19 protein-coding genes and 2 pseudogenes are annotated in these 24,241 nt (G+C 35.8%); 4 read left to right on the top strand and 17 right to left on the bottom strand.

Translation table 11 applies throughout. The features are described 5' to 3' along the window. Positions 1 to 357: 357 nt before the first annotated feature. Complete coding sequence (locus tag AC6F8J_RS13330) at positions 358 to 1,362, top strand: calcium/sodium antiporter (protein ID WP_500723977.1); 1,005 nt, start codon at positions 358 to 360, stop codon at positions 1,360 to 1,362. 5 nt (positions 1,363 to 1,367) lie between these two features. Here the strand turns inward: AC6F8J_RS13330 and AC6F8J_RS13335 are convergent, their stop codons facing one another. From AC6F8J_RS13335 to AC6F8J_RS13365, 7 genes are all read right to left on the bottom strand, one after another. Beyond that, complete coding sequence (locus AC6F8J_RS13335) at positions 1,368 to 1,691, bottom strand: HD domain-containing phosphohydrolase (RefSeq protein WP_500723979.1); 324 nt, start codon at positions 1,689 to 1,691, stop codon at positions 1,368 to 1,370. A 298-nt stretch (positions 1,692 to 1,989) separates the two neighbouring features. After that, positions 1,990 to 2,454 (bottom strand): hypothetical protein, encoded by a 465-nt coding sequence (locus AC6F8J_RS13340; protein ID WP_500723980.1) that lies wholly within the window; start codon positions 2,452 to 2,454, stop codon positions 1,990 to 1,992. Between the two features lie 33 nt (positions 2,455 to 2,487). After that, on the bottom strand, positions 2,488 to 3,228 hold the full coding sequence (recO, locus tag AC6F8J_RS13345; RefSeq protein ID WP_500723982.1) for a DNA repair protein RecO: 741 nt from the start codon (positions 3,226 to 3,228) through the stop codon (positions 2,488 to 2,490). A gap of 184 nt (positions 3,229 to 3,412) precedes the next feature. Then, positions 3,413 to 4,000: a cytidylate kinase family protein gene (locus AC6F8J_RS13350; protein WP_500723984.1), complete on the bottom strand. Its 588-nt coding sequence runs from the start codon at positions 3,998 to 4,000 to the stop codon at positions 3,413 to 3,415. A gap of 20 nt (positions 4,001 to 4,020) precedes the next feature. After that, positions 4,021 to 4,761: an ATP-binding cassette domain-containing protein gene (locus AC6F8J_RS13355; RefSeq protein ID WP_500723986.1), complete on the bottom strand. Its 741-nt coding sequence runs from the start codon at positions 4,759 to 4,761 to the stop codon at positions 4,021 to 4,023. Further along, positions 4,751 to 5,419, bottom strand: coding sequence for an ABC transporter permease subunit (locus AC6F8J_RS13360; RefSeq protein ID WP_500723988.1), 669 nt, complete (start codon positions 5,417 to 5,419; stop codon positions 4,751 to 4,753). The genes AC6F8J_RS13355 and AC6F8J_RS13360 overlap by 11 nt, the downstream gene beginning before the upstream one ends. A gap of 107 nt (positions 5,420 to 5,526) precedes the next feature. Continuing rightward, complete coding sequence (locus AC6F8J_RS13365; RefSeq protein ID WP_500723990.1) at positions 5,527 to 6,309, bottom strand: transporter substrate-binding domain-containing protein; 783 nt, start codon at positions 6,307 to 6,309, stop codon at positions 5,527 to 5,529. A gap of 290 nt (positions 6,310 to 6,599) precedes the next feature. Between AC6F8J_RS13365 and AC6F8J_RS13370 the strand changes: the two are divergent. Then, positions 6,600 to 7,874 (top strand): annotated as a pseudogene (locus AC6F8J_RS13370) (IS110 family RNA-guided transposase). A 280-nt stretch (positions 7,875 to 8,154) separates the two neighbouring features. Here AC6F8J_RS13370 and AC6F8J_RS13375 read toward each other — a convergent pair. From AC6F8J_RS13375 to AC6F8J_RS13410, 8 genes and pseudogenes are all read right to left on the bottom strand, one after another. Next, a pseudogene (locus tag AC6F8J_RS13375) lies at positions 8,155 to 8,634 on the bottom strand (IS66 family transposase); the annotation flags it as partial. A gap of 48 nt (positions 8,635 to 8,682) precedes the next feature. Continuing rightward, positions 8,683 to 9,168: a GNAT family N-acetyltransferase gene (locus AC6F8J_RS13380; protein ID WP_500723992.1), complete on the bottom strand. Its 486-nt coding sequence runs from the start codon at positions 9,166 to 9,168 to the stop codon at positions 8,683 to 8,685. Positions 9,169 to 9,890: 722 nt separating this feature from the next. Next, entirely contained in the window at positions 9,891 to 11,981 is a 2,091-nt protein-coding gene (locus AC6F8J_RS13385; RefSeq protein WP_500723993.1) for a beta-galactosidase, read from the bottom strand. A 24-nt stretch (positions 11,982 to 12,005) separates the two neighbouring features. Next, positions 12,006 to 12,836, bottom strand: a complete 831-nt coding sequence (locus AC6F8J_RS13390; protein WP_500723995.1) for an ABC transporter permease subunit — start codon at positions 12,834 to 12,836, stop codon at positions 12,006 to 12,008. Positions 12,837 to 12,850: 14 nt separating this feature from the next. Further along, positions 12,851 to 13,762, bottom strand: coding sequence for an ABC transporter permease subunit (locus tag AC6F8J_RS13395; protein WP_500723997.1), 912 nt, complete (start codon positions 13,760 to 13,762; stop codon positions 12,851 to 12,853). A 60-nt stretch (positions 13,763 to 13,822) separates the two neighbouring features. Next, the gene (locus AC6F8J_RS13400; RefSeq protein WP_500723999.1) at positions 13,823 to 15,121 is read right to left on the bottom strand and encodes an extracellular solute-binding protein; all 1,299 of its coding nucleotides are present in this window, start codon (positions 15,119 to 15,121) and stop codon (positions 13,823 to 13,825) included. Between the two features lie 51 nt (positions 15,122 to 15,172). After that, a complete protein-coding gene (locus AC6F8J_RS13405) occupies positions 15,173 to 16,114 on the bottom strand; it encodes a glycyl-radical enzyme activating protein (RefSeq protein ID WP_500724001.1) in 942 nt (313 codons plus the stop codon). Continuing rightward, complete coding sequence (locus AC6F8J_RS13410; RefSeq protein WP_500724003.1) at positions 16,095 to 18,356, bottom strand: pyruvate formate lyase family protein; 2,262 nt, start codon at positions 18,354 to 18,356, stop codon at positions 16,095 to 16,097. The genes AC6F8J_RS13405 and AC6F8J_RS13410 overlap by 20 nt, the downstream gene beginning before the upstream one ends. Positions 18,357 to 18,506: 150 nt before the next feature. On the opposite strand from AC6F8J_RS13410, the gene AC6F8J_RS13415 reads away from it, so the two are divergent. Together AC6F8J_RS13415 and AC6F8J_RS13420 are read left to right on the top strand one after the other, a co-directional pair. After that, entirely contained in the window at positions 18,507 to 19,433 is a 927-nt protein-coding gene (locus AC6F8J_RS13415) for a helix-turn-helix domain-containing protein (protein WP_500724004.1), read from the top strand. Positions 19,434 to 20,495: 1,062 nt separating this feature from the next. Continuing rightward, positions 20,496 to 21,632, top strand: coding sequence for a zinc-binding dehydrogenase (locus AC6F8J_RS13420; protein ID WP_500724006.1), 1,137 nt, complete (start codon positions 20,496 to 20,498; stop codon positions 21,630 to 21,632). A gap of 1,519 nt (positions 21,633 to 23,151) precedes the next feature. Here AC6F8J_RS13420 and AC6F8J_RS13425 read toward each other — a convergent pair. Both AC6F8J_RS13425 and AC6F8J_RS13430 read right to left on the bottom strand, forming a co-directional pair. Continuing rightward, positions 23,152 to 23,343: a hypothetical protein gene (locus tag AC6F8J_RS13425; protein WP_197715826.1), complete on the bottom strand. Its 192-nt coding sequence runs from the start codon at positions 23,341 to 23,343 to the stop codon at positions 23,152 to 23,154. A gap of 114 nt (positions 23,344 to 23,457) precedes the next feature. Continuing rightward, positions 23,458 to 23,655: a transposase gene (locus AC6F8J_RS13430; protein WP_500724008.1), complete on the bottom strand. Its 198-nt coding sequence runs from the start codon at positions 23,653 to 23,655 to the stop codon at positions 23,458 to 23,460. Between the last annotated feature and the right edge of the window lie 586 nt (positions 23,656 to 24,241).

Consider the following 24,241-nt stretch of genomic DNA (forward strand, 5'->3'; position numbering starts at 1 on the left):
TCCTACACATCAAAAAACAAGTGTTTTTATAGTATGTTCAAGACGTCTAACTTAGTTATAAAGCCTTAATTATGTTATAGGCATAATATAAAAGGGACTTATAGAACATAAGCCACATTTATATTGTATCATTTTCATATGTTTTTTTCTATCTTTTTGGTTATTATATATATAAATAAAATTCACATCGGCATTCAACCCATAAAGCAAAACGTTTAGCGCGACTTTTATGATTGACTTCCTGATTGACAAATAGATATTATAACCCTATTATAAGAATAAATATTATATTGTGGTTAGGGTGTCAAGACTATATCTTTAACATTTTAATCATTTTTTGAGAGTGAGAATTAGATAATGGAAGAAATGTATGTTCATTTGCTGAAAACATTGCCCACAATTGTATTAATTATCATTGCCATCGTGAGCCTAACAATCCTGAGTAAAAGTGCTGATTTTCTGGTTGATGAGGCTGTAAGCCTATCCATTCAATGGGGAATCCCTAAATCTATTATTGGTGCAACTATTGTTTCTCTTGGCACCACTCTACCTGAAGCCTCTGTTTCAGTACTTGCAGCAATGCAAGGCAACCCTGACCTCGCACTTGGCAATGGCGTAGGCTCAATCATTGCAGATACTGGACTCATACTCGGGCTTGCAGCTATAATCGGTTACTTACCCATAGATCAAAAAACTCTAAACCGCCAAGGTCGCATTCAATTCGGCTCTGCTGCACTATTGGTCGTATTGGCATTACCTATGTTCGGTAGAAATAACGAAGGCATCATTCATCAATGGATGGGGTTTTTACTGCTGACTCTGCTTATTATTTATTTGTATATGATGATCCGTTGGGCTAAAAATGGTACAGAGGCATTTGAAAAACTGGATATTGTTAAAAGTCCAGCTATCTTTCAAATTGCAAAACTTATGTTTGCTATATCCATGGTCATTTTATCTTCTAAGTTATTAATACCAAGTATTGAGTTAACCGCCGTTCGTTTCGGTATTCCCCAAAGCATCATTGCCGCCACACTTGTTGCATTCGGTACCAGTTTACCTGAACTTACTACCGCTATTGCAGCGGTAAGAAAAGGACATGGTGAACTCGCAGTGGGAAATATTATCGGTGCTGATATTCTGAATGTACTTTTTGTTGTTGGTGCTGCTGCAGCTGTCACATCAAAAGGGCTTACTGTCGGTGCAAGTTTTTACAAATTACAGTTCCCTGCTATGATGATTATCCTTTTGGCTTTTAGGCTATTTGCTAAATCAAAAGACCATCACATTAATAAAAAAGAAGGGGTTGTCCTTGTATCTCTCTATTTAACTTATATTATTTTGAGTTACACATGGGTTTGACAAACTCAAAGTACTTTCGTTGAAGCCCCATCCCTGATATGTATAAATGCATGAATATTCTCGAGTATGATATCCGCTAGTTTCGGATCAAAATGCTCACCACGTTCTTGATGAAGTAAATCGATAATCTGTTCTATAGACCACACCTTCTTATAGACTCTATTTGTGCTTAATATGTTAAACACGTCTGCTAAGGCAACAATTCGCCCATATAAATGTATCTCGCCTTTTGCAAAACCTGCCGGATACCCTGCGCCATTCCATTTTTCATGATGCTCTAGGGCAATTAGAGCGGCTGTTTGGATGAGGGTATTTCTTGAATCTTTCATCATTTCAAATGGCAGTTAATACCGCTAAAAAAAGATTATCTCTATATACATTTATTCTATTTTTCTGGTCATGACCCGCAATCTTTTTTATCCCTTCTTTTTCATTAAAAAGATTGTTCCAGACTAAAAAGACGCTTTATCTGAAACAACCTTCGATGATCCATGGGTGGCTATAGCTTCAAAACTTAGTTTCTCTAAATCACACACAACATCAAGGTTACGTTGATACACTCATAACCAATATTGTATGTATAAGTTCAACCATATAGTTTTGGAAATTTAAGCATGGGTGCTTATACTATATCGTACCTTTTTCTGTATCTATAATGCCTTCTACAACTTCTTTTGCTTCATCACTTATTTCTTCTACCACTTCTACAACTTGAACATTAATTTCCCCAACTTCATCAATGACGTCATTAACCGCTTCTTTAATTTCTGGTTCTTCTGCTTTAATTTCATCCAACTTCGTTTTTTCTTCGTCTTGAATCTTAGCAATCTGTGTCTCTAATTCGGCCACTCTTATGTCAGCTTCGCCTATGTTGGTAATCAAGTCCTGTACTTGGCCAACGTCAAATGTACCCTCTTGATATAAAGTAAATACTTTTGTCCCCAACTCCAGTAGTGTTTCCTTTTTAACTTTTTGAGTTGTACTGATTTCTGATTTTAGCTTATTCACTTCAATCATTGTTGATGATTTTGTGCTTACAATTGCTGTCCCTTTATCGATGCTTTTTTTTAATTTACTAAAAAAATCTGCCATACTAAGTCCTCCTCGTCGCGGTAATCCCGCTTTTTATAGTGTTAATAAAAAATCTAAAGTTTTAAATTTTTTATTTAGGTTTAATGGAACGAACTGATTCATAATAAATTCAAGTTCTATTAGCGATTCCTGTTCTAGCTCAAAGGAAAAGATATCCTTCATCGGTTTTGACAATATGTACCTTATGGCATACAATGTTGCCTCATTGATTTTGATCTTATCTTTGACCGGATGGTTTTTATCATGACATAATAGCCCTCCGACCTGAGTACTGAAAAATATAATATTTTTATCATTATGGCAAATGGCACAATCATTCACCAAAGGAGTATAACCCAGTATGCTCATAGCCTTAAGTTCAAAAATTCTGATCGCCAATCTTGCTGACATACGTTTGTGGTTAATGGCATTTAAGGCATAGAGCAACAAATGCATCAAATCCACATTGTCCATATCTTCGTGAGTTGTGTACGCCATAAACTCCACAAGGTACATACCATAAGTCAAATCCTCCATGTCCATTCTTAGACCATGAAAGTATTCAATCAGTTGAGCCTCATAAACATTATAACAGTTTTTGCCTTTTGAAACAATAAAATCACCATAGGCGAAAACCTGAGCACAAGATAGCATTTTGCTGTTAGATCTCCTAACGCCTTTAACAAAAACCGTAATTTTACCAAGCTCTTTTGTTAGGAGTACCAACCGTTTGTCATAATCACCAATAGGCATTTCATGTAATACAATTGCCTTTGTTTTTATCTGATTTCCCATTTTTTTGCCTTCCAATAGCATACTTTTTCACTTTTATTATATCATAAAAGTGAGTTTTGACAACTTCATATCCTGCAGATTCCTCGTCACTATTAACTGCTAAAACAATAAAACTCAAAGGATCATCCTCTGAGTTTTTATTATCTAACTAATAGTGAAATATATACTTTTTTTAGAAATGAATTCATTTCTTTTTTGCTAGATTACAGACGATATCTGCACAAGTAGCAATGCCGATTGTTGCTGTATTAAAACTAATATCATAATAATCAGCAACTCCGAATTCAGTATTGGTATAATGGGAACAATATTTTTTCCTTGTTCTGTCAATGGCATGAATTTGTTCACTTACTTTGGCTTCTTTTTGATTGGGCATCTTTTTCTTCATACGTTCCAAGCGCCAATGGAAATCTGCGTGTATAAATAAATGAAGTGTGTAATCAAACTCCTTAAGAATCATATTGGCATTACGACCCACTATCACACAATTACCCTTTTCACCTATTTCCCTAATTACTTGTTTTTGTATTTTAAAAAGCCGATCACTTAATGGCCTATTATAGAAATCAAACAAACTTTGTGCAAAACCAAAGTCTAATGGAACTTTTTCATCCCATTTTAACAGACGTTCTACATCAACATTAGATTCCCTTGCTGCTTTTAGAATAATCTCTTTATCATAAAACTCGTAATTCAAGGCCTTGGCAATTAGTTTTCCCATTTCACCGCCACCGGCGCCAAATTCACGACTAATCGTTATTATCTTTTTCATTGGACGCTCCTTTTAATTGACTATAAAACTTTATTAAGAAAGTCAATGGTTCTGGGCTCCTTAGGATGTTGAAACACTTCCTCAGGCGTACCTTGTTCAACGATATAGCCACCATCCATAAAGATGATTCTATCTGCTACTTCCCTTGCAAAACCAACTTCGTGAGTTACTACAACCATGGTCATACCATCTGCTACCAGTTCTTTCATAACTGCTAAGACTTCGCCAACCATTTCCGGATCAAGGGCTGAAGTCGGTTCATCAAAAAGCATGATATCCGGATTCATGGCTAATGATCTTGCAATAGCGACACGCTGTTTTTGTCCACCTGAAAGTTGAGATGGGTAGGCTTCTGCTTTTTCCGGCATACCAACACGTTCGAGTAGCTGTAAGCACTTGACTTTACTTTCTTCCTTGGTCATTGTCTTTAATTGTACTGGTGCAAGCATAATGTTTTCTGCAACAGTTTTATGTGCAAAAAGATTGAATTGTTGAAATACCATACCAATATTTTCCCGAACCTTATTAATATCCGTATGCTTATCTGTTATGTTCATATTATCAATAATGATTGTACCGTTTGTAGCTGTCTCTAGCTGGTTTAAACAACGAAGAAATGTGGATTTCCCGCTTCCGGATGGCCCAAGCACAACAACCACTTCGCCTTCGTAAATATCAATGCTGATTTCTTTTAGCACTTCTAAACTACCAAAGTTTTTCTTCAGATTCTCTACATGTATAATCGTTTTTCTACCTTCCACGGTTCACCCTCCTCTCAACTCTTTTAGCTATTTTACTAAGTGTAATTATAACGACCATATACATAACACCAACAATCGCCCATGTTTCCAAGCTTTTAAAAGTATTGCCACTGATGGTTTTACCCATATTCGTAAGCTCTGGAAAACCGATAACGGATAGAATCGATGTATCTTTTAGAGTAATAATGAATTGGTTGATGATAGAAGGTATCATCGTGCGAATTGCTTGGGGTACTACTACTAACTGCATGCTTTTTGCATAATTTAAGCCTAGACTCCTACTGGCTTCCATCTGTCCTCGGTCAACACTTTCAATCCCTGCACGAATAATCTCAGCCATATAGGCACCACAGTTCATAGACAGCGCCATTGTTCCGGCTTGTAAAGCAGTCAATCTAAAATTTTCCACTCCCATCATTCTGATAGCCGTCGGTAACCCAAAATAAATAAAGTATGCCAAAACAATCAACGGAACGCCTCGCACTGCATCTACGTAAACAATCCCAAGGAAGTTAAAGAAACGGTTATGACCTACATTCATCAATGCAAAAATCATTCCAATAATCATAGCAAAAAACAATGATAATAGGGTTAGCAATAAAGTCTTTCCCAGTGCTCCAAGAAGCATCGAGCCATACGTTTGAATAATCAAGCTCATTGATTTGTTCTCCTTTTCATCACTATTTTGTTTATAATACCTAATGACAACAAGAACGTGAAAGACTTAAAAAGTCTCCCACGTCCTAAGTAAAAACTAACTTGGTATTATTTTAGATATGTATCAATGATTTCATCATATTTGCCGCTTGCTTTAATATTTGATAATCCGGCATTAAACATATCCAGTAATTCTTGATTGGCTTCATCCATGATTGCAAAACCATAAGGAGAACCTTCGTTTTCCATGCCTTCAACAATCATAAGTGGTAGTCCTGCCTCTTTTATGGATGTTGCCATGATTGGTGTATCCTCTACACATGCTACACTGTTTCCAAGTGTAACATCTTGATACATTGTAGGTGAATCTTCAAACGTAGTTACTGTAAACCCATACTCATCTTTTAAGCTGTTTGCAAAATCAGCACCTGCTGTTGCATTTTTTACGGCAACGTTCTTACCAGCAAGATCTTCAAAACTTTTGATATCACTACCTTCAGCAACAACAAATGTTTGAGTAGCGTTGTAGTATCCATCTGAGAAAATCCATCCTGACGCCTTACGGTCATCAGTAATTGAAGCACCTGCAATAATTGCATCTGCTTGCCCCGCTTGAACCGCTGCTATAGCTGCATCCCAACCAAGGCTCTGTAATTCATACTCAAATCCTTGATCTTCTGCGATTGCTGCTAACAAGTCTACGTCAATACCAACAAACTCATTGTTTTCATTGGTGTACTCAAATGGCTTGAATACCGTATCTGTCGCAACAACCCACTTCTTGCCATTTTCTTGTTCTGTGGTTCCTTCATCTTTCTCTGTGGAACCGCATCCGGCTAAAACACTTACCGCTAATACTGTTGAGAATAGTAACGCAAATAATTTTTTCATAATAATCTCCATTCCGCCGCCAAGCAGCGGCACAAATTGTAATGAAAGTTTTGACTATCTCCAGTTTCTTAGTATAATTTAATTCAAGAAGCTATACTACAAAGCACGGTAGGAGGAGTCGTAAAACTCTTTATCGTTTTAAACAGCATAATAATCAGTGTAAGTTTCGCCTTCCAAGCACAAATAAGTGGCTCTATAAGACCGTACACTAAGAATTGTTTTAACACCTAGTTAAATGTGTGGCGAAATAGTCAATGGCTTCTTTTAATCATTTTTGAAAGGAGTTTTCTATGAAAGTTGTTTATCAAACTTGTTGTGGTGTTGATGTTCACAAATCTTTCTTTGTCGCCACCATCATCAAAACAACCTCTGGTGTTACACCTTCTTATTAAAAGAAACGTTTCTCGACTTTCAACAATTCTATTTTGCAATTCAAAGACTGGTTGATTGCGAATCAATGCTTTGATATCTGTATAGAATCTACTGGCAAATACTGGGTCCCTGTTTTCAACCTCTTGGAAGATGATATTAACATCACCATCGCCAACCCTAAATGGGTGAAGACTGTTAAAGGTAACAAGGACGATACCAAAGATTCTAAATGGATTGGGGATTTGTTTCGATTAGGATTGGTTCCTGGTAGATTTATTCCTTGCAAGGCTATACGTATCCTCAGAGAATACACCAGGTACCGTTATAAACTGACTTCTGCTAGATCAAGCGAAAAGAATCGTTATCAGAACGCTCTTACTGTCTGTAACGTTGCTTTAGATTCGGTCGTTTCAGATATCTTTGGGAAATCAGCTACATCTATTGTTGATTACCTAATCGAGCAATCCGACAATTCCATCAACCACGAAGAAATTTCTTCCAGACTCTTTCGCTCACTTAAGAAAAAGTCTTATAGTGTCATTGATTCTATCGAAGGGTATCAGATGACTGATTCCCAAAAATATCGCATGCACCTTATCCGTACACATTTAGATTATATCACATCTGCGATTAACGATATAGACACTAAATTGGATTCTTTGATTGCTCCTTATGAAAATGCTGTTCAGTTACTGTGTACCATTCCAGGTATCAAGCGCAATAGCGCTATTACGATTATTTCTGAAATCGGTACGGATATGTCTCAGTTTTCTTCTTCTAAACGTTTATGTTGTTGGGCTGGTCTCACTCCCGGTAATAATGAATCTGCTGGTAAGAAAAAATCGGTTAGAATAAGACGTGCCGGAGTCTACCTAAAACCTGCATTAGTACAGTGTGCTCATGCAGCCGTGAAATCTACTGATTCCCCTTACTACAAACAAAAATATGAACGCATCATGAAACGTCGTGGTAAAAAACGTGCCATTATTGCTATCGCCAGAATGATTCTGACTTCTATTTATCAAATGTTCTCTACTGGTGAGACATGGAACCCTAGCGACCTTTTTAAAGCTGATATGCCAAAGCCTCTCGTTGAAAAACAGAAAGCTAAGGCAATCAAACAAGCAATGAAACTGCTTATTCAGGAGGGTATACTTACCGAACCACTAGAGCTTCGTAAATTTGATAACTAGTTCTTGTTCGTTGGCTGTTTATAAAACAGCTTATTAGTTGTGCCAATTTATTGGCTGTTTAAATATTCTTTCACACTAATTCTCCTCCGTTATGTTTCTATATAAAAAAATAGAGCACAAGCCATATGCCATAATCGTATTACACGACAAACACTTTTGTCTTTCGCTCAAACTACTTCACTATTATAGACAATTGTTAGGTTTTTGTCAAGTTTCTGATGCTATTGACAGCTTTGAAAGTTACTATTCAGCCTAAACTAAATAACGACGAACAATCCAGCTAAAAAATAGCTGGTGAACCATCTAATATTTTAATAATATTTTGAAACACACCCATATTTTTTCTTTTACATGTTTCAATCACACTTAAAATCTTACAATACATTTGATGACCTTCTGATTTGCAAAAACCACCTGACATTTTCTGGCGATTTTTACATTTTCTAAGGTCACGCTCAGACATATTGTTTTCAAAAGGGACTGCGAAGTCCTTAATAAACAATAAGTGGTTTTCCTTGTACTTTTGTAACCGATTTAATAACTTTTTTTCGTCCTTTTTTGCGTATTTTCCAACACAAGTTTTGTTTTGCTTAATACCAGTTTCTAAGATGGCATCATATTGTGACACATACGATTGAACCTCAGATTCGGTAAACAACTGATTCCTTTCGATTTTATGTTTTCTTGCTTTGTTAGCATCACATAGCATTGTCATCATTAGACTTGACCAGTTGTTTTGGGTTTCTTCTGTGTTCTTTTTAAGGTACCTTAGTAGATATTGAAATCATTAATAAGTGACCCCCTTTTCCTACTTTATTCTATGAAAAGCAATCCTCTCATCACCATTTTCAATATAAATAATCCCGCATTTCATAAAACCGTTTTTTTCTAAAAACCGTATCATGGGATTATTGTTTCTATGAGTATCAATGCGTATATTCGGGTGTTGATCAAAACACCAATCAACACAAAAGGAAGCTACTCCTTTGCTACCTCTAGCAGAGGCAATACGGTGTATCACAAAGTAAGGCGCATCATCCAGCCATTCACCTTCAAATATCTCCATATATGTAGGATCAACGCCCACTTCAAAACAGAATGTGCCTACTACATGATTGTCTAAAATACACACATAGCTTCTTCCAAGGCTAATATCATTTTTAAGAAGTTCTTTCCTTGGATAATCCTCACCCCATTGGCCAGGATTGTTCTGTTTCTTCATAAACGCTCTTGCATCTTCGTATATGGTGAGTATCTCGTCTAAATCTTCTAATGTTGTTCTTCTGATCTTCATGGTTACCTCCAAGTTGTTGCTTTATAAATAATAATCCCACCCATACATCTGCACATTTTTTAATAATAAAATCATAATAAGAAATTGCCCTTTTCTTTTTGCTTATCGGATATATCAGAAACCAAATAAAAGATGGCAAACCAATAACCGGTAAATACAAAGAACCAAAAACCAGTGATTGCAAGGTATGCTCATACTCACGTACCGAAAACTTTTCTAATATCCCTTTTGAACAATCCGCGGGAATATAGATAAATAAACCGAACGATAACCCACTCTTAACAGGCCCTATTGTTCGAACAGCTCCGTGATATAGATTATGACTACTTGTAATATTAAATAAAAACCCAGCAAGCCTGCTACGGTTTATAGTATTCCCCAGGTACACCGAAGGAGAGTATAGATTATTAGTGGTAGTAATGGTTTTTTCACAATATGGACCACTCCTAATAAATACTGCACTTATTTCATCTGGTAGTCAAGAATCATTTTTCATTGATATTATCCGTTACATAATCTAGAGATAGGTACCTGCTTGATTTAATCTCATTTTACTTGTATATATTGTATCGTAAAAATTCCGACGATACTACTGTTCTCTAAGTTGTTTTTCACGTATTCCTGAAAATAGTTGTATACGATAAATACGGGAACCTCTTAAGAGATTCCCTTACAGGTGATTACATATTATAATTGCCTTTTTATATGCAATAGATTAAGTTTTATTTAGACCAACTAAAGACTGTGCCATTAGATCCATCAATATTTAAAGTTAACTTTATTTCTTCGGCCTCTTTACTTGAAATCTTTTGAGGCTTAGTAAAATAAATATCTACTATAACTTCTTCAAAATAGTGATTCACACCAATAATAATATACTGATTTTTTGTCTCAAGTAAGCGAATAACGGGAGCTTGTAGTTCCTTTGTTCTTTGACGATTATGTACTATTTTTTCAATGATTTCATACCCACCCACATCAGCGTAGGACATCAGTAAGTTTTCTAAAACGATATCCTCTGTTGATGCATAGGCACTAAATACAAAGGTACCAAACCAATATGCTTTGCCTTCACCAATTCTGTTTACCGAATACGCTGTAGTGCCGTCATTAAATAAACCTAGGATTTCAGCAGATAAAGGTTTCACCATCTGATGATACATTTTACTTGGATAGTTGATATTATTCAAATCTGAAAAAGTCAGATTATTGTTAGCCGGTATCTCTGTTAAGTCAAAATGTTTTAGTCCAAATAATTTTTCTAGAGTATAGCTATTATTATCCATGGTCCCAGCTTCGTCAAACAATCCCGGACATGCTTCTGAAATCAGTGTACCGCCTTGCTTTACAAAAGAATATAGGCTTTCTATTTCATTCCTTGATAATGCTAATAACATTGGTAGATAAAGCACTTTAACACCTTGTTTAGCAATGTCACCAACATGATCTGCATGTAAGAAGCCCATAGGTATTCCATTTCTATAGGCCGCTTTGTAAATACCATTAATACTATCTACATAGAATCTATCCATCTTTCCTGCTGAGTATGTCAAGACTTCTGTTTGTCTCGATATATAGATTGCATTTGAAGGTTTCACACGTATCGCTTGATCTAACAGACTAGTATTAAATAGCTTAGCACATTCTCCGGCTACTAATGATCTTTCTGTATTTTCACCTAAAAGTCCGGTCAGTCCAAACCCAGGTGCTTCTATACCTGAGGGTTCCGGTGCATACTGCCAATAAACACTTCCTTTTCCTCCCATCAATATCGTATGATAATTCCATAATATTATGTCACGTCTCTTAGGTGTTTCTCCACCAAGTAGACCTGCTTTGCCACCGCCTCCTTGAAGTTCAACTTGGTAAAAACACTTACCGTCTGATGCTTCAGCAACAATCTCATTATGCATCATATGTTTATATAATTGGTCCTTCTTCATGAGCCATTTGGGAAAGCTTGTCAAGCCGAAAATATCTACTTCCTTTGCTAAAAGGAACTCATCACCTAGTTCATTAGCCAGTCCGCCAATTAAATCGTTGCCAAGATAACCACTATAAGCAATATGTGTCTGAGTTTTAATCATTGGCGCACCTCTTTTTATTGCTTCAACTCGTATTCTAAGCCATCGTTGTAAGTTTCCAAGCCAAAATATACGCCAGTCCATCATATCCGCCCATGTTCCAAACCTAGGTGGCGGAACAACTTCTGTCCAGCTTCTATAGGTTCTAAACCAAGCCGCGTTCAAATGCTCAATTGAGTCATATTTATTCTTCAACCACAGAATAAATTGTTTTTTTGAATGTTCACAATAACATAAAATATCATCTCTGTAATCATACATTGGTTCTAGATGGGGTTCATTCCATACATCCATCGATACAATGCTTGTCTCATCCTTATAATGCTCTGCTGTTTTCTCTAAAAAGCGTGTAACAAGTTCTACTGCCTTAGGATTGTCAAGACATAAACCTGGCCATCCCGCAGATGGAAGATTGGCCGGACCACCATACGTGATTTTCAATCCGTCTTTTGTTTCATAATAAGCATCTTCGTTACCTTCACTTGTCCAGTAAGGTGCGCCTTCAGGAATAACATTGATGATGACGCCAAGATTATTTTTTTTTGCAATTATTATCAATTCATCCAGTTCACTAAAATCAAATACACCTGGTTTTTTTTCAATCCAATTCCAAACTGCCCACAGTTTAACGACGTTAAATCCAAGTTCTTTCATATTTTCCATGTCTCGTTCCCAACAATCTTTCATTGGAAATGGCGGACGGTAGTATTGTGCCCCATAATACATCATAATGTGAAATCCTTCTTTCTATAATTATCCTTTTACCGAACCTGCCGTCAAACCTGTTACAAGATATTTTTGCATAAAAAATCCAATGATTATAATTGGTACCATTGTAATCGTTGCTGCCGCACTGGTTTTGCCCCAATCTACTGATAGCGCACCCGTATATTTTGCAATTGCAACTGTTAATGTATAGGTCTTTATATTGGTTAATTGCAAAGCAAACATTAATTCATTCCAAGAGTATTGCATCGTAAGAATAACTGCAGAACCTACCGCTGGCTTTAATAATGGAAATATGATAAAAAAAAGCGATTTCATTCTTGAACAACCCATTACTCTTGATGCTTCTAATAACTCCTTAGGCAAACTGCGCATAAATGAAAGCATCAGCCATGTAATAAAGGGTAGCTGTATTGCCGAATGCGCAATAATTGGTGCAAAATAGGTACCCGTTAATCCCACTTTGTTCATCATAATATACAAAGGAATCAAAATTGTTATCGTTGGTACGAGTTTACCAAGAATCATAAACACAGAGAAATACTCTCCAAACTTAGATCGATAAATCAAAATACCATATGCCGTGAACATACCTAGTAGAATAACGATGATGGATGTACTAATCGCTACCACAGCTGAATTCAAAAAATACTTCATAAAGTTATCATTAACTAATACTTTTTCAAAATGGCTGAATATTGGTTTAAACATCAAATCCGGCGGCATCGTCTTTATATCCAATGTTCGTCGAAATCCATTTGAAATGATGATATAAATAGGTACCACCGTCCATACTAGGAAGATGACTAAAATCAATTTTTCAATAACATTAAAATACCATTTCCCTTTAAATCTCATTATTTATCATCTCCTTATTTGTATTCTTCATGCTGAATTCGATTATTACGTATAAACGGAAGACCAAACATCAAAAAAGCTAATAACATGGCAAATAAAGATACCGTTGAGGCATAACTCATATTCGTATTTACAAAGCCCTGATTAAACGCATAAATATTTACGGACATCGTTGAATTATTAGGCCCGCCTCCGGTAAGTGCATAAATAATATCAAAAATCTTAATTGTATCTACGCCACTAATTAATAAAATCACCATATACATTGGTGACAAAAATGGAAGTGTAATCTTTTGGAAAGCTCTAAAAGCACCTGCTCCATCTACATATGCAGCTTCATAATACTCATGTGGTATGGCTACTAACCCTGCTGTCAATATAATGATGACAAAAGGCGTTACTTGCCACCAATGGGCAATGATAATTGAAATTAGCGCTGTGCTTTGTGAAGTTACACCTGGAAAGTCCTTTATGCCCAGACCAAAAAGTCCTAAAAACCAATAGAGTATGCCCTGTGGATCATAGATATATCTCCAAATCAAACCCACAATGATTGGCGATACCAAAAGTGGCATTGTAATAATAGGACGTAGTATGGAGGATGCCTTATGGCTTAGACGAAAGATTAATACAGCTGCTAGAGTTCCAAAAAGTAGGTCACCCGATATTGCTCCCACAGAAAATAATACGGTTACAACTATACTTTTTATAGCAGTTGCATCATTAAAAAATCGTACATAATTATCAAAACCAAGAAAATCTCTCGCTAAATCAAAGCCACCTAAACTAAAATCAAAAAAACTAATAAATGTACCAAAAAATAAAGGTATAATCATAACAAACGTTATTAATAAAAGCGTAGGTAAAATTAACAAAAATGGTAATAAGTCCCCTCGTTCAAAAGACCAGTAAAAATTTCTTTTCATAAATGTACACCTCTTCCAAAAAATTAGGAGGTGGTATTAGCACCCCCTGGTCCTACACTATTATTTATAATCACTAAAGTCTACATCTTTTAATGCTTCTTGTAATTTTTTCATAGCTTCTTCCGGATCAACATCCGTAGACGCTATTTCAGAAAGTGTTGCTATAAGTGCATCTTTCATTGTTTGTGTTTCCTTAAGCACTGGATCCATCCTTGCACTTGATAAAGCTTCCATAACAACCCCTATAAATGGAGCTGCCTCTTTAACTTCAGCATCTTCACTTAACGCTATAATTCCACTGACTTGTTGATTAATAAGTGTTTGACTCTTTTCAATTTCAGGACTTGTAAACCACTTAATAAAATCAAAAGACTCCTGTGGTTTTTCTGTATTCTTAGCAATCGTCCAAACCCAGAACTGATTGTTTCCAACGACATCACCTGTTTTACCTGGGAGTGGTGCATATTTGACTGTATCTACAATTCTTGACTGATCTGGATCCGCATTAAGATTGGCTAACGCACTCATTGTAATACCTATTGGTGCAAGTCCAGTTCTTACTGCTTCTGCCACATCATCATGGTGCCATGCCAGCGAACCATCTAAAGAGTATTTTGCTAATTCATCGTAAGATTTTGCCGCGTATATACTTTCTTCAGATGTAAAATCAATCATGCCTTCTTCATTAAAGTAGTAACCACCTGTTCCAAACAGAATTTGTGCATATACTTGTGTAGATGCTCCGCCTTGCTTAGCCGGTAGTGCAATACCTGTTCCTTCTGTTTCTTTAAAATACTTAGCCACAGCAATTAAATCATCTGTTGTTTTTGGTACTTCTAGTCCAGCATTTTCCAGCGCTACTGAATCGTAAGTCAATATTAACGTCTGAGCAAAAGTTGGTAATCCGTATGTTTTTGAATCAATAACACAGCTGTCCATCATACTTTTTGAGTACATTGAAGTATCAAGTCCGCTCTCTTTAATGTAGTCATCGATTGGCAGTAAGTAACCGTTTTCTACGTATTCTTTCATCCAAAAGTAGTTCACCCAAACCACATCATAGTTGCCATCGCCGGGTTTTGATTGAAACGATAGTATTTGTTTTTGTTTAAGATTACCGTAATCTACATCATCCATTATCACCATTGAATCGGCATAATCTTTTATAATTTCTTTTTGTGTGTCCGCATGAGGACCTGCCCATCTGGATACAAACAATGAAGTCGGTTCTTTAGCTTCTTCTGTTACTTCAGTTTCAGTTGTTTCTTCATTTGCAACATTCTCTTTGTTACTACACCCCACACTAAAAACCACTACTAACAATAATAACAACCCCATGATTCTTTTTGTTTTACACATGATATCTTCCTCCTATTTCCTATTTTCGACTCTTTTATAAGAGTCAAATTTTTATCTTATATGACGTATACCATAAGATTTAATAATTGAAATCCATTTACTTCGTTCTTCTTTGCCTGCACTTTTCTGATGAATGCCCATATTCCTCATGCCAAATTGTTCAATTTTTGATTCTCCTAAATTATGATAAGCCATAATCTCGCCATACTCAATTCGATTATACTTCTTCATTAGTTTTGCAATGCCTTCTAAATGTTCAAGATCGTCGTTCACGCCAGGTATTATTGGAAACCTTAAGATTATTTTAGCACCACTTTTATATAGAAGGTCCAAGTTTGATAAAATCAGTGCATTATCTACCCCGCAATAGTACTTATGTTTCTCCGGATTCGTCACTTTATAGTCAAAAAGAAACAAATCTATTTTCGGTAGTAGCTTTAAATATTTTTCAGGTGGTGCATACCCCGAAGTTTCCATACAGACATGAATACCTTCTGTTAAGTCTAGAAAGTCAGCGATGAAGTCAGCGTGATTCATCGGTTCCCCGCCTGATAACGTTATACCGCCTCTCTCATGCCTTTCATTAGGAAGTTCATAGTATACTAGATCCGGCTTAAGTTCCTCAAACAATTCTTTTGTTGAATATTCTTTGCCAACAATCTTTAGCGCTTCATAACAGCATACTCTAACACATTCTCCACAAAAATTGCACAGTTCATGATTAAAAACATGTTTTTCTTGGCCTTGATATACAATTTTACTATGTGCCCCTGGAAGGCATACCGGAATGCATTCCATACAATTGACACATAAGAATTCATTATATAAAAACTGCGGTCCTGATAAGAACGATTCAGGATTATGACACCATTTACACCTCAGAGGACAGCCTTTAAAAAATATAGTTGTGCGAATACCAGGGCCATCATTCAGTGAAAATCGTTGTATGTCAAACACCCGTGCTTTTTTTGTATTAATAGGTAACTCTGTCATATATCTCCTGCTGGATGTCCTTTTTCAAATCTACGAATCTAGCACTGAATCCACCGACACGCACGATTAAATCCTTATAATCTTCCGGCTTTTTTATGGCATTATATAAATCTTCTTTACCTAAAACCGTAATCATTGCTTGCGCTCCACCTCTAACAAAATAACTGGTTAATGCAAGATGTACCTTTTCTCTAGAGCTAGCCATGAGTTCTTTTGTAAATCTCATGTTCTGAACCGCTCCGGCATGATTATCATGAGACAGCTTTACGAGAGAGTTAAGCATGGCTGTTAAGCCATTTTTATCTGTTCCCGGTGAAGGGTTGTTTGCATTTGCCATAGGCATGCCTGATTTTCTACCATCCGGTGTCGCCCCAACCCATCTTGCAAGCGTTGTATTTTGTGCATTATTAATGGTCACATATAGATACGCTTTTAGTCCTACTGCCGAAGCTTGTTTTCTTGATGTCTCTGCAATGTAATTATGCAGGTCTATATAGATTTCATCCACATAATCATCATCATTACCATATTTTGGTGCATCTAGTAATAACTTCCGAATCTTATCATACCCATAAAAATTGTGATCCATCGCTGTTACCAATGCATCGACTGTCAGTATTTTCTCATCAAATACATATTTTTTAATTGCTGCTAAAGCATTTGCGGAATTAACATTTCCATATAATTCTAATGCGCCTGTTAAATGCGCACACCCCCCATTAAATATTGCCTTACCGGATTCTAAACATCCGTCATATAGCATCGATACCAATAAGAAGGGATGCATTTCCCCAGTCATATCATACTCATATTTTTGGAATTTTGCTTGAGCGACAATATAATAGGATAAAATTGATTTATATGCTTCATAGAACTCCTCATAATTCATACACGCTTTTAGGGATTTAACCTTTGGCCCCATCTTTTTACTACTTATATGATCATAACCACCACGAATTGCTAATTCTAACATTTTGAGTGAATTTGCTGAACCATTCGGGCTACCAAAACTAAAATGATTGAATTCAAATTCACCGCATCCAAGAGGCATATATGACTCAGCCATTTCCTTTGAAACATCGAAGGCTTTACCAATAGCATCTACAAGAACATCATCGTTATATAACAAAGGGTATGTTCTTCCTTCTTCAATACATTTCATTGCCGCATTCCATACTGCTATAGGCGTTTTGCTATTAAATCTTAGTGTCGTCTGCGGTAAGGGTTCTCGTACCGTTCGACAAGCTTCAATAATTGTCAAGCAAATTCGATCTGCATTTTTAGGATTTCTACGCCCATATCCACCGATAATAACTCTTCCGTCTGTTTCTGAATCCATGTGATCGATAAGTCGGAAAAATGATTGAAGCATCGCTAAAGCTTCCTCTTCTGTAATAATACCATTATCGATATCATGTACATAAAAATCGCCGATATACTCATCAACTCTACCATGCTGCAACAAAGGAATCAGTAAACCGTATAACCATGACAACTGTAAAGCTTCAAACATACTGCTTGGTGGGTTCGTTTGAATCTTAGATAATGCATCTGCTATATGCATTAATTCAGTCTTTCTTTGTTGATTGTTTATAGTATTCATCAACTTAGTGGCTTGACTACTATAGAACGCACATACATTTTTTACAATTTCAACTTCTTCTAGCATACAATTATAAATCACAACATCTTCATTATTTTCGATGGCTTGTTTTCGACGGTTTCTCACCAAGTCCATAAGTCCATTCAATCCCAGGCTTAGAAGTTTATCATAATCTATAAAGGCACCAGCCATCCTGACTATCGGACACGCTGGTAAAGGCTCTTTCTTCCAATCCATTGATGGAAAAATGTCCTGTAGCTCATCCGGTCTTTGATTAAAAATAATTGTTGTTGTATTTTTAGATTTCCAGAATGTTAGTAGATCATGAAGATCTTCACGATATTTTGCATTTCCGGTAGCAAACTCAAGCTCTCGCGTTACTTTTTCTTCATCCATATAATATCCAAAACCACCAGTTTGGCCTTGGATTCCAAATCCTACCAATCCCATTTGCAACCGTCCAGCAAATAAATCTTCGTCTTGAATGGGGTGTAATGCGGCTGGAAATTGGGCTTTTAAACATGCAACTTCGATTTCTTCCGGTCGATCATATTTAGTTATTGCTTCTCTATAAGCATTTGTAAAATTTATCTCGTATTGCAAATCTTTTCGAGGGTTCTTAACTTTGAAGTTGTTCATATTTCCTCCTTAAGTACGTTACCGTCATTCTCACCTTAATGACTAAAACCATTATATCAAGACAATTAAACAAACGCTTCTCTTGCATTGACTAAATCTTTGTGCTATATTGACTTATCGACGTATTTATGGCTATTAAAGGAGAACCTTATGAAACCAATACAGATTTCTATCAATAATTTTATAAACAATCCCAATTATAATTATGCAAGCATTATCGATGATCCCAATCAGTTAAAAGTTGAGCATTTCCACAATTATTATGAATTATTTATTGTTAATGAAGGTACTGCCCAGCACAATGTGAACGGATCTATAGAAAATCTCCAAAAAGGAGATCTTGTTTTTATTCGACCTGATGATGCTCACAATTATGAAAAGATATCAAAACGATTTAGCATTATTAATATTCTCGTACCCATGAATGCAATAACTGAATTACTAAATTATCTTGGTCCTACCTTCAACGCAGAAAAACTCTTAATTTCAAAATTACCGCCCATAGTGCATTTAAATCAAAATGAGTACAATGAAGTCATTGCAGATTTAGAGCAATTGGTCTTATCAAGGCGATTATCTAAGGAGAATTCTGCTTATATATTTAGAATTGTACTCATGAGAATCATAACAAAATACTTTTCGTCTTCAATAGCTAAAGGAAATAGCAATGTTCCCACATGGCTTAAATGGTTAGCCTTTGAAATGCATAAAAAGGAAAACTTTGTTGTCGGTCTGGATGCCATGTATCGACTTTCAGACAAATGCCCTGAGCATCTTTCTAGAATGTTCAAAAAGCACCTGAATAAAACTCCGACACAATTCATCAATGAAATACGTTGTGAATATGCTGCTAATATAATTGCATTTTCCAAAGTCAAAGTCATTGATATCTCCTATGAAGTAGGTTTTGGTAACTTAAGTCATTTCTATCACTGCTTTCAAGCTATATATGGCATTGCGCCAAACGCCTTTAGAAAGTCTCCAAAGATTGCTCAAGAAGATTTAGATGTCATGCAACTTCCATCTTTAGATGCGACTAATATTAATAAGGCTATGCCATTGAAGGATTTTTATTAAAGATTGACATAATATATAGAAAAGCAGAAAAAAAAATATTATAGCCATTATTGATAATACAAGTGCATAATAGTGATACCACTTCTTTTTCATCTTATGAAGTAGGAACATTCCTGCTGCAGAAATTAAAAGCATAACCAAGTTGATCACAATCGGTGTTCTATATGATTGGATGCCTATTTCAGCCCTGAATGTGGTAAGTGAACTAACTAGAATGCTTGCTCTGAATCATTCTGGTACTCTCGTATTATATATAATAAAGTAACGAAGTATTCAAATAATCTCATATCCAACACATAATGATGCTACAAAGCTATACGTGGTGTCTTAGTTCGTATGTTTCTAAAATTCATAAATATCGAATAATACAATACAAAAGCTACCACTAATGCAAAGAAGCTAGCAATGGTAACAAGTAAAACATCTTTTACTATTTCGGTTTTTTTATTCACAATACATCTCGCTCTACTTTCTAGTATCCATCTACATAAAGACCAAGGAGACTTTTGTAGATTCTTTGTAATATATTTCATTTATCAAACCCAAGAACTGTCTCGGTCTGGTCCCCAGTTTATACTTTCAAAGTGACTGAGGAACCAAGAGAACCGTCCCTCCGGTCGCCGCACCTCCGGTCGCACAAAACAGAAAATAAATTTCTCTGTTTTACACAATGAATTTTCAGGACTCTATCAGGGGTTCTGAATAGTTACTCAGCAACAATAAATCAATTAGATTGATCACTTCATAGTATTGCAATAAATTTAGAATATTTTCATAGGAAACCGTTAGTTTTGTGATCATTATTGGTTTATTTTGCATTTCATTATTATAAATGGATTCATTCTTTACCTTTCTATAGGTGGATACTATCAAAATGTATATCTTCTCTATCAATTAAAACCTATTGTTGAAAGAGGGGGTATTAAATGTTAATCTTAAAAAGGTACTACTAAATGCTTCTTAAATTACTAAAGAATATAGGATTTATAAGTTAGCGCGAAATTTTGGTAATAGTTATGTGTAGGCAATAATAATTAATATGTTTATCGAAAGGAAGTTTATATGGAAACAAAATGGGATACTACTCCTAAGAATGATCGATTCGAACCAATATCAGGAGAGAAAACAATGAAGGCGGTTGTTACTGCCGGCAATGGTGGTTATGAAAAACTTGAATGTAGAGAGGTGCGGATGCCTTCACTAGAATCTGGTGAAGTTCTCATACAGGTATTGGCTGCAGGCGTCAACAACACAGAAATCAATACGCGTGTTGGTTGGTACTCATCTTCAATTACAACGAGTACAGAAAGTGCAACCGAGAAGCAGTTGGCATTAAGTAATGCGGATGGTGGATGGAATGAAGCAACGCCCTTCCCGTTCATTCAAGGGACAGATTGTTGTGGACGTATTGTTACAGTTGCCCCAGGAGGAGATCAAAGCTCTATTGGCGCTCGTGTTCTTGTACGCGCATGCATGCGACGGTTTGATTTTGAATCCATGGAAAATATCTGGATGGGATCAGATTTTGATGGTGCCTTCGCTCAATATGTCAAAGTCCCGGCATCAGAAGCATTTATCGTAAATTGCGATTGGAGTGATGCCGAACTTGGAACAATCCCTTGCGCTTATGGAACAGCTGAGAATATGGTTCATCGTGGAAATGTAAGTAAAGATGAGCATATTTTAGTCACTGGCGCCTCAGGGGGCGTAGGTTCAGCCGTCGTTCAACTTGCAAAAAGACGTGGGGCAATTGTTACTGCAATTGCTTCGGCATCTAAGGTTGAACAGGTTCTTGCTATCGGAGCGGACCTAGTCGTAAGACGAGATGAGGATATTCTTTCCAAACTCGGTGAAAAAAGTTTTGACATCATCATTGATAATGTTGCAGGACCTAGTTTTGGAGACATGATTAAATTGTTGAAACGAAATGGAAGATATGTTTCTTCTGGCGCGATTGGAGGACCCATTGTAACTTTTGACATGCGGGATTTTTATTTGAAAGATCTGAGACTGATTGGATGCACCGCATGGGATGCACCAGTTTTTCCTAATCTTATCTCCTATATTGAAAAGGGTGAAATCAAACCACTTGTAGCAAAAATATTTCCACTCGAACAAATAGCGGACGCTCAAAGAGAATTTCTCGAGAAAAAATTTGTCGGTAATTTCGTATTAATCCCACCATCCGTGGATGAATAAAACGTTCAGGTGAATCAAAACCTATAGTCTATTCAATTAGCACGCACATGAATTAAGGAGCCGTCGGATACTATCCGGCTGCCCCTTTTTCATATAAATATAGAACTCACAAAATATAGGATTAGGCAAAAAAATAGTATGAAGCTCACAGCGGCATACTATTTTCTATAAGGGTTGTTTTCCGACAGCCCCCTGATGTTACGATATGATAAATCCATTTTTCAATTTCTAAATTAGTCATAACTAAAAGTGTGTGTTATTACATATATGGTTTACCGTATACCTTACATTGAAAAACTATTTCAAGATAAAAAGACCTGCAAGTCAAATCTCTGACTAGCAGGCCTAACTTATACTGTGTTAACTTTTCACTCTATCGAACCAGAAGAACCGACTGAGACAACTGGTTCCTCACTTTCTATGCTTGCGAATAAGTTTATAAACTATTACTCCAATTCCAATCACAATTATCCATGCAAATGCAACTGTAATTAGATAAGGTAAGTTATCCAATGTAATTCCTCCTTTGCAATAGTCTTCAGACTCATAAATTCACCTCTATTAATTTGAGAGAAATTCTATATTGAGTTTTGCGGTATAGTTAATAGTAGCTAACTCTAAACCACCGCTAATTTGAACATAAGCTGTCATCGTTCCAGGTACAGTAATTGATATAAAAGCCTTAGGATTTATGAATAATTAAATACTAAGGCTTTTTTATTATGATTTTAAAATCACACTTAAATAAATATTCTTGTACATAGCCCCCACCAGTAGGATGACATGAGAGGCATTAATTAGATTAGTAAGACAATGTAATGTTTGTGCCACGAAATCCTCTTAATAATGAAAATCAGTTTGTTAGTCCATCCGGCCCGACATTATCCACCAAAAAGACCATCCCTATGTAATTTATGTTCCGAAGGTACTATAGGGATAATTAATCTCATAAGAACAAGCATAAGTAACTAAAAATTAAGTGTTATGTTTATCAAATTCAATTAAGTCTCCCTTTCAGTTCAGTAATAAAATTCAATAGAAATTATACTATAGCCATTTAATGGTGGATAGTCAAAAGCGAAAGTGAAGTAGCATCATTGTTATTTCAAAAGTTTTAGTTTAATAACTTGTTAAAACCCCAAGACTTCACAATATAACTGCCCTCAAATTCTTTTTTTAATATCCCAGACCAAATACCTCGGTATATCATCCCATATCATCTTGTTTAACCGCTTTTAATAAGTATTGTTCTACATTTAATTTTTTATACTAGAATTCACTGGTTGTTTTAATGCTAACTTCCCATGTTTTTCCTACTCAATGAAGAAAGCCATCAGGGGATTGCACAAAATTGATAGTGTTAAATCCTATGCTAACTATCCTGTATAATCACTGTCTTTCCAGCGATTGAACGTTCTTGTATGAATTTTTATAATTTCACAAGCTTTATATAATCTTGCTCCATTTTCTACTGCTTCACTAATTAGCTCTAAAGCTTGTTTACGATCTTGGGCACTAATTAGTCTTCCTCGTTGTCCGTTCCCCATATCGCATTGGCCTTTTTTCCAAGTACCAATAATGCTGCCGCTTCTGCAAGCGCTTTTTCCTTACGGTCCAACTCTTTTTGCAACTTTTCTTTTTCCTTTTTTTCTTTTCTTAGCTCTTGATTGACTTTACTTGTTCTCTCTGATGTTCCACCGTTAGCCTGCATGCAAGCATCTTTCCATTCTTTTACTTGTTCTGGGTAGATCCCTTTTTTTCTACAGTACTCTGAGAACTCGATTTCACTTAAGTTTGCTGTTTCTAAAACAACTAGAAATTTATCTTAGGTACTCCAATTTTCTGCTTTTTTATACTTTGTTGTTGATGATAAACCTGTTCTTTTGACCTCATCACGCCATCTATATAACCTGTTTGCATTGATTCCTGTTTCTTTATGAATATCACTAATCGACTCTTCACCACTAAGTATTCTAGATAGTATCTTTTCTTTTTGTTCCTTACTGTATTTGTTATAACTCATCGTTGTTCTCCTCTTCTTCGAGTATTTATCATACTCTATTTGAGGGTTAGTGACAACTTCCGTTTAACAGAGGGTACTTTAAGATCCTTCATACTCTTATTCTATGTTTTCTTGATTTAATGATTATTAGGGTGAATTGGAATCAGAGATTCCAATTTGTAAAATCAACTTCTGGTTTAGCATTTCCCTTGCAAGAACCTAGGTGTTAAACTAGTTGTCTTGTAGTTGAATCATACAGGATTCTAAAACATTGCTTTGGATCCCTGATAATAATGCTACTGGTTTTATCTGTTTAGTCTCAGTTTTAGTCGTGATTACCACTTCTTTTTTCACAGTTACTTGCCTATCTTTTCATTTTAATATAGAGACCTTATCTAAGAAAAACACACAAAAGTCCTCTGTTAGTTTGATGTGACCCTAACATAAGACTTTGCTGTATTTATCAACTTCATAACATTGCTAAAATCCGAATCTACTTATCATCAACGTTCATTCTTTCAACAATCTTTCTCAATAATTCTTCGATATTGCTTATTTTCTTTAACAACTTAAAAAAGAAAATTAATATCAAAATAATAATAGCTAT

The organism is Petrocella sp., assembly GCF_059865615.1.